This window comes from Paenarthrobacter sp. NPDC090517 (genome assembly GCF_044769165.1).
Lineage (GTDB): Bacteria > Actinomycetota > Actinomycetes > Actinomycetales > Micrococcaceae > Arthrobacter.
Window position 1 is genome coordinate 966,529 of the sequence record NZ_JBIVXN010000001.1, and the last position, 14,686, is coordinate 981,214.

At 61.7% G+C, this 14,686-nt stretch carries 9 protein-coding genes; all 9 read right to left on the reverse strand.

Annotated elements, in window-relative coordinates; all coding sequences use genetic code 11:
* Window positions 1-12: 12 nt before the first annotated feature.
* The 9 genes from ACIQTW_RS04490 to guaB all read right to left on the reverse strand — a co-directional run bounded on the left by ACIQTW_RS04490 (window position 13) and on the right by guaB (window position 14,680).
* Window positions 13-4,194, reverse strand: coding sequence for an AAA family ATPase (locus tag ACIQTW_RS04490; protein WP_402934168.1), 4,182 nt, complete (start codon window positions 4,192-4,194; stop codon window positions 13-15).
* 176 nt (window positions 4,195-4,370) lie between these two features.
* On the reverse strand, window positions 4,371-5,960 hold the full coding sequence (gene guaA / locus ACIQTW_RS04495) for a glutamine-hydrolyzing GMP synthase (RefSeq protein ID WP_017200327.1): 1,590 nt from the start codon (window positions 5,958-5,960) through the stop codon (window positions 4,371-4,373).
* A gap of 107 nt (window positions 5,961-6,067) precedes the next feature.
* A complete protein-coding gene (locus ACIQTW_RS04500; RefSeq protein ID WP_017200326.1) occupies window positions 6,068-6,568 on the reverse strand; it encodes a DUF3817 domain-containing protein in 501 nt (166 codons plus the stop codon).
* Window positions 6,565-7,422 (reverse strand): SURF1 family protein, encoded by an 858-nt coding sequence (locus tag ACIQTW_RS04505; protein WP_402934171.1) that lies wholly within the window; start codon window positions 7,420-7,422, stop codon window positions 6,565-6,567. The genes ACIQTW_RS04500 and ACIQTW_RS04505 overlap by 4 nt, the downstream gene beginning before the upstream one ends.
* A gap of 112 nt (window positions 7,423-7,534) precedes the next feature.
* Window positions 7,535-8,023, reverse strand: a complete 489-nt coding sequence (locus ACIQTW_RS04510) for a PTS sugar transporter subunit IIA (RefSeq protein ID WP_309073172.1) — start codon at window positions 8,021-8,023, stop codon at window positions 7,535-7,537.
* 47 nt (window positions 8,024-8,070) lie between these two features.
* Entirely contained in the window at window positions 8,071-9,825 is a 1,755-nt protein-coding gene (locus ACIQTW_RS04515) for a glycerol-3-phosphate dehydrogenase/oxidase (RefSeq protein ID WP_402934174.1), read from the reverse strand.
* A gap of 172 nt (window positions 9,826-9,997) precedes the next feature.
* On the reverse strand, window positions 9,998-11,134 hold the full coding sequence (locus ACIQTW_RS04520) for a GuaB3 family IMP dehydrogenase-related protein (RefSeq protein ID WP_091468893.1): 1,137 nt from the start codon (window positions 11,132-11,134) through the stop codon (window positions 9,998-10,000).
* Window positions 11,135-11,176: 42 nt separating this feature from the next.
* The gene (locus tag ACIQTW_RS04525) at window positions 11,177-13,066 is read right to left on the reverse strand and encodes an ABC transporter ATP-binding protein (RefSeq protein WP_402934177.1); all 1,890 of its coding nucleotides are present in this window, start codon (window positions 13,064-13,066) and stop codon (window positions 11,177-11,179) included.
* 102 nt (window positions 13,067-13,168) lie between these two features.
* A complete protein-coding gene (guaB, locus tag ACIQTW_RS04530; protein ID WP_011775516.1) occupies window positions 13,169-14,680 on the reverse strand; it encodes an IMP dehydrogenase in 1,512 nt (503 codons plus the stop codon).
* Window positions 14,681-14,686: the final 6 nt, after the last annotated feature.

Sequence of the window (14,686 nt, forward strand, 5' to 3'; positions counted from 1 at the left end):
TGCCGGGCGGACTCAGCCCCAGTGCGGGGGCTTCTGTTCCTTCAGCCACTGCTCATGGTCGTAGCCTGATTCATCGCCCCACCGCCGGGGATCATCCTCTGCAGCTTTGGTAGGAAGAATTCCGTCGGAGGCTGTCTTAGCTGCAGTGGCCTTGATATCCGCAGCCGCTTCAGTGGCATTCTTGACTGGCTCGCCGGAGTCCTGCGTGGCGCGGTCTTCTGCGCCTGTTTCCTGATCCATCAGTGGTGCTTCTTTCCCGTTCTCCGCATAGTCTTTGGTCTCGACGACGCCATGTTCCTCAGCAGCCGCGGTCTGAGATTCGCCCTTGGCATGGCCGGCAGAACCTGGATCCACCGTTGGCTGTTCATTGCCCGGGTTCAATTGTTCACCATCCGAATGCAGGAAGCCATGGTGGGCCGATGCCGACTGGGCGATGTGGTTCTCAAGCCCCAGGTACGAACCAATCCGATCCGCGCAGGACGAAGGATCCGTGAAGACTTCGATGGTCCAAAGCGACATGTAGCGCCACCCCATACGCTCCAGCAATTGTGGCCGTAACCGGCTCCGTTCACGGACACTCATCCGCCGGTACCGTTCGGTGCCATCGGATTCGATGGCGACGGGGGTAGGGATTTCCGCACCCTCCCGGCCTATGGTGTGAACGGGGTCCGCTGCCGCAGCGATATCCAGCACGCCATCGTAAAGATGCCAGACCCGGGCTCCACGTGCACGCAGGCGTTCGCCAAGATCGGCCACCAACGGATCCTCACCCAGCGCCTGCTCACTGGCTACAGCGCGGGAGGCAGGTGTTCCGAGGTTACTGTTACCGGAAAGTTCCCGGTCCAGCAGTTCATAGAAGTCCACCGCGCCATGAGCCAGGCGATCAAGGTCGAGATCCTCGGGCCGGAAGCACGTCAGGACATGCATGGAGCGTCGAGCCCGCGTCATCGCCAGGGCGAAGCGGTTTCGCCCGCCCTCGGTGGACAAAGGGCCGAAGGAGTGGAGCGCACGGCCGTGTGGAGTGCGGCCATAGCCCAGCGAGAAGATCACGTGGTCTCGCACCAGCCCTTGGGCGCGCTCAAGGTCCACCACCCGGAAAGACTCGGGGCCCGCTCCGAAGAAGCTGGACAAGAGCGGGTGGTTAGGCAATTGGAGCCTGATGGCCTCACCGATCCTGGCAGCATGGCGCAAGCTCGCGGTCACCACTGCCAAGGAGGTGCGGGGCCGGAGCCTGGCGTGTTCGAAGACAAGATCCACCACGCGGTTCACTTCTGCAGTGACGGACTCAACGCCCTCGTGGTCGGCTCCGGGCAGCCCCGTACCGTCGGGTATGTACTCCACGTGAATCGATCGATCCAGGCCAGTGACCGAATTGCCGTCCGGCAAGCGCCGCAGACCGCCGTCGTAGTAGTTCTTGCTCAACTGAAGGATCAAGTCCTCGTCCACCGCGCGGTAGACCCAGTTCAATTGCCAGGTGGGCAGGACCCGGGCCAACGCCTTGAAAGCACTGTCCACGTTCTCATGACTGGCAACCCCGGCAACCGGAGGTTCCACGGCCACGCTGAAAGTACGCGCATTGGCGATTTTCGCATCACCGAAGGCAACTACCTGACGTGCTCGGGCGATCGCGGGAAGAACCGCCTGCAGAGATGTGGACTCGGCGTCGATGATCACCACGGCGTCGAACTTTTGCTCGGCCGGGAGAACGCCCGTGAGCAAATATGGGCTGACGGACCATACAGGAACCAACAACGGCACAAGATCCGGCGCCTGGGCGCTCAAGGCGGGCAGCGTCACCCGACCGTCCTTCAACAGGGCACGGAGCAGCTCCGCTTGCCGCGGGTGCTCAAGAAGGCCTTGACGCCATTTCCCGGCCAGCTGCCAACGAAGGCGGGCGGCGCCACTGGCGATGTGTGCTTGGTCGGCCAACCGATATTCAGCTTCGAGGCGTCGCAACGAATCGCCGTCGGACATGGCGAGGTAATCATCACCACTGATCATGGCTTCCAAAGCGGACTGCCACCAGGCAAGGTCCAGTTCGGCCGCTACGGATGAAGCCGGGACCTCCCGGGCGGCAAGGTCCGCCAGCAGCTCGCCAAGCCCATGCTCCCGCATTTCCTCAATGAGGAGTGTTCGCTCAGGAAGGGTTTCCAGTGTGGCCGTATCCGCAACGAGTCGCTCGAGGCGTTCCATCAGTTGTAGATACGGCGTCTCGTGCAATGAACCGCCAACGGACGTGTGCTTGAGCGCATCGCCAAGGCGGCGCAGCTCGGCATCGAGTTCGCGGTAGAGGGCTCCGAGATCGGCCAGGCCGGATGGCACCGCCGGGTGTCGTTGGGTTGTTGCGTAGCCTGCCCACAGGGCGCGCTGCTCCTGGACGAGGACCAAGGAGCTGTGGAGGTCAGCGATGTGGACGCCCGGGCGTACATACTCCTTGGCGACCCGGCGCAGGCGGGAGCGCTGCATGGAAGGCATCTCAAGATTGCGCTCACGGCGCCAGGCGGAGCTGGCAGTGGCAGAGATGAGGTCGTGCACCGGACGGTCGAAGATGTCCGGTGTGAACTTATCCAGGCTCTCGCGGACGGCGATCAGGAGTTCAAGCTGGGCACCCCACTCGGTAAAGGTTTCGCCTAGGCGAATCTCGGCGTGATCGGAAACCTGCTTCATGCGATCCCGCAGGACGGGGAGCTTCTCCTCGGCCAAGCGGGCGAGCTGCTGTGCTTCCTCGGTCTCCTTGCGGGTAACCAAACGGGCACCATACCAAGGACTTGAAGTGGAGGACCGGCTGAAGCTACCTAGTTCGGCAGCGCGACGAAGGCGGCCGGCGAGCTCTTCACGGTCCTTGATGTTGTCCAAGACGCTTCGCTTCAAGCGCACCGTAGTGGAGGGGGCCGGATGGATGGACGTCAGCTCGGCGAGCGATTGCATCGCCTGATAGGGCGAGCAGCCCCAGCGCTCACGGACGTTGTGCAGCGAGGCAACATGGTCCATCAGGGCATGACGGTGGCCAATCAGTGTCTGGTGAAGGTTGCCAAGCTGTGGTTCAAGCGCTTTCTCGTTGCGCATGATTGCCCGGACCAACTGGCCCTTGAGTTGTTGCGGAGTGGTCCCGTTACCAGGCTTGAAGAGCATCGACTCGAGGCCCAGTGACTCAAGGTGGGCGGAGAGACCCGCGAGGCTTGCTTGCCTGTCTCCTACCACCAACACGGACTTGCCCTCGCTAACCAAGGCACCGATGGCGTTAATTGCCGTCTGCGTCTGCCCACTTCCAGGTGGAGTGGAGACAACCAGGGAATCTCCCGCGCGAACGGCGTCCACAACGTACTGCTGGTCCGTGTCGGCGTCGAGCAAAAGAAGTTCGTCGGCCGGATCCCGAAGATCCAAGCTGGGGAACCTGCCCGCTTTAATAGGCTCCGGCTCAATGTCGCCGCCATTGGCTGCAGTCGAGAGGGCCGCAACCGTGGGGTTGTTCATGTTGATCCAAGGATCATCCAAGTTACCCGAAAGGTCGGCCAGAGTAGTGACCAGTAGGTTGAACTCCACCTCAGCACCGTGGATAGGCTGAATGAGCGTGGACAACCGGTCCAGAACCGGCTGGGGATCCAATCGGGCCGTGTTGTACGCCATGCGCGCCACAGCGTTGACGTCGAAGACGATGCCATGGACTGTCTTCAGGTGACGTACCAACGCGGGGTTCATGCGTGCTTGTTCAGTGAGCTGAAGTTCGAAGTCGTCTTCGCCCGGCCTGACCGTAAGGACGATGGACGTGAGCATCACAGGCGCGGAGACGCGCTGCGGCTTGCCACCAACGGCCGAGGTCCACACCACGGTCCCGGCGGACAAGTAACCGGCCTCGATGCCGCGGTCGTTGCTGAGCTCGAAGATCTTGGACCGGATGTTGCGGGCCGCCCTGGCCGCCACCAAGTACTGTTGGCGATCCCTGATGAGCGTGGACAGCCGTGTTCTGCGGCCGGCGAGCAATTGCGCCAACCCGGAAGGGTGCGCGTTGCTGAGATCGATCGCGCCTTCAGGCGTCTTGACGAAACGCAGCATCGTATCTGCCCCGGTGACGGGTTTGAGACCAGACAGCCATTTACGGAGCTCTTCGGAGCCCTCTTCCTGGCCTAGACCTACTGACACGACTTCTGCCTTCTTTTCTGTACTAGCTTTAGACGCCTTGGACCATACCGGCATACTTTCGAGGGTAGCGGGAATCCTCGGTCAGCCCGCTCCGCAACGCTGTTCCAACGTGAAATTCGCCGTCATTTCAAAGCTGGCAGCATTTCTTGGGGCAAAGACGTGTCCCGCATGACGTAGCCCGGCTCAAGCACAGTGGCCGGCCTCCCAGAGGAAGCCGGCCACTCAGAATGCTATTCCCACTCGATGGTTCCCGGTGGCTTGCTGGTGACGTCCAGTACCACGCGGTTAACGCCGTCCACCTCGTTGGTGATCCTGTTGGAGATACGGGCAAGCAGGTCGTACGGCAAGCGCGACCAGTCTGCCGTCATGGCGTCCTCGGAAGACACCGGACGCAGCACGATCGGGTGGCCGTAGGTCCGGCCGTCTCCTTGAACTCCAACGCTGCGGACATCAGCAAGGAGGACCACCGGCATCTGCCACACGTCGTTGTCCAAACCGGCAGCTGTCAGTTCAGCGCGGGCAATGGCATCAGCCTTGCGCAGCAGGTCCAGACGTTCCTTGGTTACTTCACCCACAATGCGGATTCCCAAGCCGGGACCGGGGAAGGGCTGGCGGCCGACGATTTCCTGCGGGAGGCCAAGCTGGGCACCAACGGCGCGGACTTCGTCCTTGAACAGGGCCCGCAGTGGCTCGACGAGCTCAAACTGCAGGTCCTCCGGAAGGCCACCAACGTTGTGGTGGCTCTTGATGTTGGCAGCACCCTCGCCACCGCCGGATTCGACGACGTCCGGGTACAGCGTGCCTTGGACGAGGAACTTGATCTTTTCACCCTCGGCAGCAGCCTGCGCGATGATGGCCCGTTCCGCTTCCTCGAAGGCGCGAATGAACTCCCGGCCAATGATCTTGCGCTTGGTCTCGGGATCACTGACACCGGCCAATGCTGACTGGAAGCGCTCCTGCTCGTTCGCAACGTACAGGTTGACACCCGTCGCTGCCACGAAGTCGCGTTCAACCTGCTCGGCTTCGCCTTCACGCAGCAGGCCGTGGTCAACGAATACACAGGTCAACTGGTCGCCGACAGCACGCTGGACGAGAGCGGCAGCTACTGCAGAGTCGACACCACCGGAGAGGCCGCAGATAACCTTCGAGTCGCCGATCTGCTGGCGGATACGGTCCACCTGCTCTTCGAGGATGTTACCCGTCGTCCAGTTCGGGCTCAGGCCCGCACCCTTGAACAGGAAGTTTTCCAGGACGTGCTGTCCAAGGACGGAGTGCTTCACTTCCGGGTGCCACTGCACACCGTAAAGGCGCTTCTCATCGTTGGCGAAGGCAGCCACCGGGGCTCCGGCCGTAGTCGCCAGCACCTCGAAGCCCTCGGGGGCTTCGTGAACGGAGTCGCCGTGGCTCATCCAGGTGTTCTGGGACGACGGGACTCCGTCGAGGATGGAGCGTGCGTCACCTACCAGCAGTGCTTCGGTGGCACCGTACTCCCGCAAACCGGTTTGGGCCACCTTACCGCCCAGGGCATTGGCCATGGCTTGGAAGCCGTAGCAGATGCCGAAAACGGGAACGCCGGCCTCGAAGAGGTCAGCACCCACGAACGGGGCGCCCTCGGCGTAGACGCTGGAAGGCCCTCCGGAGAGAATGATGGCTGCCGGGTTCTTGGCCAGAAGCTGCTCGGTGGTGAAGGTATGCGGAACGATTTCCGAATACACATTCGCTTCGCGGACGCGGCGGGCAATCAGCTGCGCGTACTGGGCACCGTAGTCAACAACCAGCACCGGCTTCTGGGAAGTTTGGGGTGCGGTGGGAGTAGTCACCAGACAAGACTACTTTGCCGGGCCGCCCCGGTGCACGTTGGCAAGGGCGGCCCAGGCCGAAAACAGGCCTTGCCGTTAGGCATCTCACACCGGGACGCCGTGGAGTCCTAGTAGCGCTTGGACGCCTGCGGGTTGGCTGCGAGTTCCGCTTCCACCTGGGCGTGGAATTTCTTCTCCACAATGAAGGACAGCAGCGGGATCACGCCGCCGAGCGCCAAAAGGACCATTTTGGAGAAAGGCCAGCGCATGAGCGACCACAGACGGAAGTTTGAAACCAGATACACCACGTACATCCAACCGTGAACGATCAGCACGGAGGTGGAGATGTTGAAGCCCCCAATGACGCCCTTGGGTTCGGATTCAGCAAAGCCAAAGCCAAACGGCTGGCCGGTAACTGCATTCGTGCCGCCCGCGAAGAGCGAGACACCAAAGCCATAGCGGGCAATCAACTCGGCGCACAGCAGGAGCAGCATGGCGCCTGTGAGGTAAGCCATGACTTTGTAGAACTTCAACGCCGAACGGATTTGTGCCTCCGTGCCGCCGAAGCGACGCTTCTTGGGCTTGGGTCCGGATTGTTCGGGTTGGATAGCCGGTTTTGGCTCGATCATTGCTGCACCTTTTGTTCTGGCTCTGGGCTTGTAGGTTCTGTGGTTGCCTCTGGATGGCCCACTTCGTCGAAGTCGTCATCTTCGTCGTCATCCTCTTCGAGGTCCCGCCGGTAGTCGTCCTTCACCAGGCGCCACCAAATGAAGATCGAGAATCCGGCGAAGACAACCCATTCCACTGCGTAGAAGAGGTTCAGCCAGTTGACTTGCTCTGCAGGGGGCTGCGGCGGGATATTGAGTGCTTTGACGTCACCGTCAAGGGGAATGGCCACTCCGCCTGAGACTTCCGAAGTTGCGGCGATGAAACCTTGGTAGCTGGAGACTTCCCACTTGTTGATGAGCTCCGCCGTTGAGACTGCAGACGCCCGGCCTGGACCGGCGTCGACGTTTGGAAGGGGCGCCTCGGATGGGATGAGGCGACCGGTCAAGGTGATGGTTCCCGACGGCGGCGGGCTGGCTTGGGCGGCGTCCGCCACCCAGCCGCGGGCCACCGGGATCCAGGTCTGGGGCGAGGCGCCAGCGCCCTTGATTGTGGGAGCGTTGTTGACGGCAAAGGCTGAGACGATCCAGAAGCCTTTTTGGTTGTTGTAAAGCCGGCCTTCAACGAGGACCTGCTTGCCGGGATCGTATGTTCCTGTGGCGGTGACCATCTGGTCCGAGACCGAGCCGGGGAAGAACTGGCCCGGCTGGAGGACGTCCACCAGCGGTTTCACTTCTTCGATGCTGGACGGCGCAGGGGGCTCGTGCTGGGCGGACCGGCTGAGCTGCCATTGGCTGAGCAGCACAAATACCCCGGACAACAGAAGCGCAAAGACCAGTCCTGCGATCCAGCGGGGTTTCAACGCGGTTTTCAACACCCCTTAACCGTACTTCGTCCGGCTGTAGAACAACGAAACGAGGTTGGCTAGAGTGGGGCAGCAGGGTCCCTACGTGGCGACGAAGTCGACACGAAAGGGCCTGCCCCAATCTTTAGTGGTCGAAGAACACCAGGCTGGAGTTGATGAGTTCGGAGATGACCTCGGTATCGTGTGCCCGGCGCAGGGATTCCCGGAATGACTCCTTGGAGAGGGAACGCGCCAGCGTGGCAAGAACCTCCAGGTGGTCGGAGAAGGAACTGGCCGGCGTAGCGATAAGGAGAACCAACGTTGCCGGACCGTCAGTGGCACCGAAGTCCAGGGCATGCCCAAACTTGGTCACGCCTACCGCAATGGAGATCCTGTCCACGAATTCGCTTCGGGCATGCGGCAGACCGATGCCACCCGGAAGCCCGGTGGCAAGCTGGTGCTCGCGCGAATGCACTTGCTCCAGGAAGCCCTCAAGATTGGAGATCCTGCCTGCTGCGTGGAGCCTGTGAGCCAGTTGGGCTGCGGCATCGATCTTGTCTTTGGCGACGAGTTCAAGGATGACCGTATCCGGGGTGGTCAGTTCCGCGTCGTAACGGTCAAGTGGTTCAGCCAAGTTGTGTTCCCTCCATGTGGCCTCCCGGCCTCAATTCCTTGAGCTGGTCAGCGAAGGGGAACGATGTCATCCACTCCCATGCGCGCGGCATCCGCCGATTCGTCATCGGGTTGCTGCTGACTAAGTCGTTCAGCTTCCACGCGCGCCAGGTAGTGCTTGATTTCGCTCTCGCGCTGGGTCTCGCTCCAGCCAAGGATTTCTCCCATCAGCTTAGCTACTACGGGCGCAGCAGACACACCCCGGTCCCATGCTTCGATGGAGATCCGGGTGCGGCGGGTCAGAACGTCGTCAACGTGGCGTGCGCCCTCGTGGGTTGTTGCGTAGACAACTTCGGCGGCCAGGTAGTCATCCGCTCCCGGAAGCGGCTCTCCCAGTTCCGGCCGTCCCGCGATGATCTCGAGGACTTCAGGCGTCATGGATCCGAAACGGTTGAGCAGATGCTCCACGCGTGCCACATGCACACCGGCCTGCTCGGCGGACTTGCCGCGCCGGTTCCATGCTGCTTTGAATCCCTCGGCGCCCAGGAGTGGAATTGTTTCAGTGCAGCTGGATGGAACACGTTCGTCCATGGCCCTGGTTGCCTCGTCTACTGCGTCTTTGGCCATGACACGGTATGTTGTGTACTTGCCGCCGGCCACCACCACGAGTCCGGGCACAGGGTGCGCCACTACATGCTCCCGGGACAGCTTTGCAGTGGAGTCGTTGTCCCCTGCGAGCAGGGGGCGGAGGCCTGCGTACACACCTTCCACGTCCTCGCGGGTCAGGGGACGTTTGAGAACCTTGTTGACATGTTCCAGCACATAATCGATGTCCTTGCTGGAAGCCGCCGGGTGTGCCTTGTCCAACGTCCAATCGGTATCTGTTGTGCCGATGATCCAGTGCCTGCCCCAAGGGATCACAAAAAGCACAGATTTTTCGGTGCGCAGGATCAGCCCGACCGTGGACTGGAAGCGGTCGCGCGGCACCACAAGGTGGATACCCTTGGAGGCGCGCACCTTGAGTTGGCCGCGGTCCGTCACCATCGCCTGGGTTTCATCGGTCCAAACGCCGGTAGCGTTGACCACCTGCTTCGCCCTGACCTCGAAGACTGTGCCATCCTCTTGATTTTCAACCTTGGCACCGACCACGCGTTCCCCCTCGCGCAGGAAATCAACCACACGGACGCGGTTCGCTGCGTGGGCGCCATAGTGCGCCGCAGTCCTTACAAGGTTGACCACCAAACGGGCATCATCCACCTGAGCGTCGTAATAGCGGATTGATCCAACGAAGGCATCCTCTTTGAGGCTCGGAGCGGCGCGCAGGGTTCCACGCCGGAAGAGGTGCTTATGCATCGGGACGCCTCGACTGTGGCCGGACGTCAGACCCAAGGTGTCGTAGAGCATGATGCCTGCGCCGACGTACGGGCGCTCCCAGATACGGCGCGTCAGCGGGTAGAGGAAGGGGACGGGGCGTACCAGGTGCGGCGCGATCTGCTGGATCAGCAGCCCCCTTTCCTGAAGGGCTTCCTGGACGAGGCCAAAATCCAGCATCTCCAGGTACCGCAGTCCGCCATGGATGAGCTTGGACGATCGGGAAGAGGTTCCGGACGCCCAATCCCGCGCCTCGACGATGCCCACCGTGAGGCCACGAGTCACTGCGTCCAGGGCTGCCCCGGCTCCTACTACACCACCGCCAACAATCAGGATGTCGAGCTCTTTGCCCGGCTGGGCGGTGGCTTTCAGGACTTCGATCGACGCGGCACGGGATTCCGGGCTTAGTGCTCCCGGGGAATTCACCTGCGGACCGCCTGCGACATTGCTCATCGGACCCCTCCTCAAACGCAACAGCTGGTAGTCCCCTACCCTACTTGTTGCTCGCCGCCTTGGGCAGGGCATGGGTGCAGCCGCGAGAGGAGGACCGCCGACCGCCCCACGAAGAAGGCCCTGGTGGGCTCCAATGGGAATCGGAGCCCACCAGGGCCTTCAGCGGGTAGTTTCAGTTGCCTGCGTAAGGCGAAACCACGACGTCGACGCGCTGGAACTCTTTGAGGTCCGAGTAGCCGGTGGTCGCCATGGAGCGGCGCAAGGCGCCAATAAGGTTGGACGTTCCGTTGGTGTGGTGGCCGGGTCCGAAGAGGACCTCTTCCAACGGACCAACCGTTCCGACGTTGACGCGATCGCCGCGGGGAGATTCAAGGTGGTGTGCTTCGGGACCCCAGTGCCAGCCGCGGCCCGGCGCCTCTTCGGCACGTGCAAGTGCACTGCCAAGCATGACGGCGTCGGCACCCATCGCAATGGCCTTGACGATGTCTCCGGAGCTGCCCATGCCGCCGTCGGCAATGACGTGGACATAACGTCCACCGGACTCATCCATGTAATCGCGGCGGGCGGCAGCGACATCGGAAATGGCTGAAGCCATGGGTGAGTGGATACCGAGGGCACGACGCGTGGTGGTGGTGGCACCGCCGCCGAAACCGACCAGGACGCCGGCAGCGCCGGTGCGCATGAGGTGCAGGGCAGGTGTGTAGCCGGCTGCTCCGCCAACAATCACAGGAACATCAAGTTCATAGATGAACTGCTTGAGGTTCAGGGGCTCGTGATTCTTGGAGACATGCTCAGCTGAAACCGTGGTTCCGCGGATGACAAAGATGTCGACGCCGGCAGCCACCACAGTCTTGTAATGCTCCTGGGTGCGCTGGGGGGTCAAGGACCCTGCAACAGTCACCCCGGCGGCGCGGATCTCCGCCAAGCGTGAACTGATGAGTTCAGGCTGGATGGGCGCCTGGTAAAGGTCCTGCATGCGACGCGTGACGGCGGGGCTGTTGGTCTCGTCAGCCAAGTCCGCGATCTCGTCAAGCACCTTCTGTGGATCCTCATAGCGCGTCCAGAGACCTTCGAGGTCAAGGACGCCCAAGCCGCCGAGGCGACCAAAAGCGATGGCAGTATCCGGGGACATCACGGAGTCCATGGGAGCCGCAATAACGGGGGTGTCGAACTTGTAGGCGTCGATCTGCCAGGAGACAGAGACGTCCTTCGGGTCACGCGTCCGGCGGTTCGGGACGATCGCGATGTCATCCAGGGAGTAGGCACGACGCCCACGCTTGCCACGGCCAATCTCAATCTCATAAGTCACTGCTCGAGTTTATCCCACCAAAACGGAGGCCCCGGTTTCCCCCTAGGTGTTCCTGCTGGTTTCATCCACCGAGAGCTGGGATTCGAACATCCGGAAGTAGCGGCCCCTTAATGCCACCAGTTCCTTATGGGTTCCCTGCTCGGCAATGCGGCCGTCCTCCAGCATGTACACGATGTCTGCCTTCTCGATGGTGGCCAGGCGATGGCTGATGGCAATGATGGTGCTGCTCCGGTCTGCGAAAAGCCGGGTGAAAATACGATGTTCCGCCAAAGCGTCGATGGCTGACGTGGGCTCGTCCATGACCATGAACGAGGCATCACGGTAGAAGTTGCGTGCCATGGCCAGGCGCTGCCACTGGCCACCTGACAGCCCGCTTCCCTTGCGTCCCCTGGGGTCCTCCATCCAGTTGCTGACATGGTTCTCCAAGCCATTGGGCAACTTGTTGATGAACTCCATGGCTTCGGCGTCCGAGGCCGCCCGCCGGATCCGGTCGTCGTCCCGGGGCTGGTCCACATCGCCGAGGTAGATGTTCTCCGCCGCGGTGGCGAACTCGTATTTCAGGAACTCCTGGCTCAGTACTGCAAGGTGTCGGTGCCAACTGGTGACGTCAATCCCGGCGAGGTCCATGCCGTCGAGCAGAACCTGGCCGGAATCGGGCCGGTACAGTCCTGCCAGGATTCGGATCAGCGTTGATTTACCGGCACCGTTCTCCCCCACAATGGCGATGTGCTGGCCTGCCCTGATGGTCATGGAGGTGCCCTTGATGACCTCGATGTCGCTCCCCGTGTAGCTGAACCGGATGTCCCTTAGCTCAACGGTTGCGGGCGACGAGGACAGCGGCTTTTCTTTCCCGCTTGGGATAGGGAGGGCCATGAAAAGCTCATAGTCTTTGAGGTTGGCGAGGTCCTCGTCTATGGAGCTCAGCGAAGAGACAAGGCTGTTGGCAGTAGATAGCGCGCGGCTCACAATCTGCTGCACGTACAGGAACTGACCCACCGGCTGTGCCCGGGCGATGATCTGGCCAACAACCCAGATCAGGGACACAACCTCGGCTCCGTATTGCAGGGAATCGGCGGCAAGCTGCTTGGGGATGTATCGCTTTTGGAAATCCAGGCGCCTGCGTTCGTCTGCATCCCTGAGCCTCGATCGCAGATCCATGAGGTATCCAACGATCCCGTACAACCGCATCTCTGCAATGTGCTGGGGCCTCAGCAGGTTTTGTTCGATCATCCGGCGTTGCCGCCTCGAATCCACCTGCGTATTCCAGTGCGCAATCTGTTCGCGGGACAGTTTGAACTGCAGGTAGACGCTGGGCACGATAGCCACCAGTACGATGACTGCAATCCACCAGCTGACCAGGAGCAAAGCACCAATAGCCAGGACCACTGAAACGAACTGTGTGAAGATGGCGGCTATCCGGTCCAGGACGCGGGCATACGAATCGGAGAACCGTTTGGCGCGGTCGTATAGATCCACTGTTTCCTTGTCGTCATAGCGCCAGAATTCCAGCGCGAGGAAGCGCTGGTACATCATGTCGCCCACGATGGCGCCCACTTTGAAGCTCATCAGCTGCTGGATGTAGCGGTCAACGCTGCTGAAGGCGCCCCAGAACAATCCCAGCGCCGCTGTGATGATGACGTACAGAATGGCCCGGGGACCGGCGTCGGGGTCTCCCGCGTAACCAGCCGCCAGCGCTGTAGTGGTCAGCGCGGCAAAATAGGTGGTGACCAGCGGCAGCGTGGCAGAAATCAGGGACCCTGCCACCTTCATGATGACCGCGCCGGGTGAAGCTTTGAAGCTCACCTTCAGGACCTGCCCGACGGCGCGGGCGTACGGGCGCAAGGCGAGCTTGCGGGGCGGCGCCTTGCCCTGTGGGACTGAGTTCAGCCGGACCGACTCCGGGTGCCGCGGTTGTGCGGGCTTTTCTGGCATGTGCCCAGCCTATTCTTCAGGACCGACAATTATGTCGCGTCCTGTTAAACAGCTGTTCCCCATGGAACTTCCACGGGGAACAGCTGTTTAACATTTGGATGATCAGCGGGAACCGTAGTTCGGGGCTTCGACAGTCATCTGAATGTCATGCGGGTGCGATTCCTTCAGGCCTGCGGGCGTGATGCGGACGAACTTGCCGCGTGCCTTCAGTTCCGGGATGGTGGGGGCGCCTGTGTAGAACATAGTCTGGCGGAGGCCACCCACCAGCTGGTAGGCCACGGAGGCCAGTGGGCCGCGGAAGGCAACGCGGCCTTCAATGCCTTCGGGGATGAGCTTGTCGTCGCCGGAGACGTCGGCCTGGAAGTAACGGTCCTTGGAGTAGGACGTGTTCTTGCCACGGGACTGCATTGCGCCAAGGGAGCCCATGCCGCGGTAGCTCTTGAACTGTTTGCCGTTGACGAAAATGAGCTCGCCCGGGGACTCTTCACAGCCGGCCAGGAGGGAGCCAAGCATCACGGTGTCGGCTCCGGCAACCAGTGCCTTGCCAATATCGCCCGAGTACTGGAGGCCGCCGTCGGCAATCAGCGGAACACCGGCGGGAATTGCTGCCTTGGCGGATTCGTAGATGGCGGTGATCTGGGGAACGCCCACGCCGGCTACGACGCGGGTGGTGCAGATGGATCCGGGCCCCACGCCTACCTTGATGCCGTCAGCACCGGCGTCGATCAGTGCCTGGGCACCTTCACGAGTGGCTGCCTGGCCGCCGATGATGTCCACGTGAGCCGCGATAGGATCCGACTTCAGGCGGCGGATCATGTCCAGCACACCTTGGGAGTGGCCGTTGGCCGTATCAACGAACAATGCGTCCACACCGGCGTCGATGAGCTTCATGGCGCGTTCCCAGCCGTCACCGAAGAAACCGATGGCGGCACCCACACGGAGGCGGCCTTCGTCGTCCTTGGTGGCCAACGGGTACTGCTCAGCCTTGGTGAAGTCCTTGGTGGTGATGAGGCCCATCAGGCGGCCTTGTTCATCAACGAGCGGAAGCTTCTCGATCTTGTTGGTTGCCAGCTTGTGGGAGGCTTCCTCACGACTGATACCCACATGACCGGTGATGAGTGGCATCTTGGTCATGGCGTCGCTGACGCTGCGCAGCGGAAATTCCGATTCGGGAATGAAGCGGGTATCGCGGTTGGTGACGATACCCAGCAGGCGTCCGTCCGTGTCCACCACGGGAAGCCCGGAAACGCGGTAGCGGGAACACAGCTCGTCCAGCTCCTGCAGCGTTGCCTGCGGGCCAATGGTCAGCGGGTTGGTGATCATGCCGGATTCGCTGCGCTTGACGCGGTCAACGTGCTCTGCCTGGTCATCAATGGACAGGTTGCGGTGAACCACGCCCAAACCACCCTGGCGGGCCATGGCGATGGCCATGCGGGACTCGGTCACGGTATCCATTGCTGCCGAAAGCAAAGGAGTCTGCACGGAGATGCGCTTGGAGATACGGGAAGACGTGTCAGCATCGGACGGGATGACGTCCGTGTGGCCGGGGAGCAACAGGACGTCGTCGTAGGTCAGGCCAACAAAGCCAAAGGGATCGTGTTCGGGCTGGGTCATGAGTGT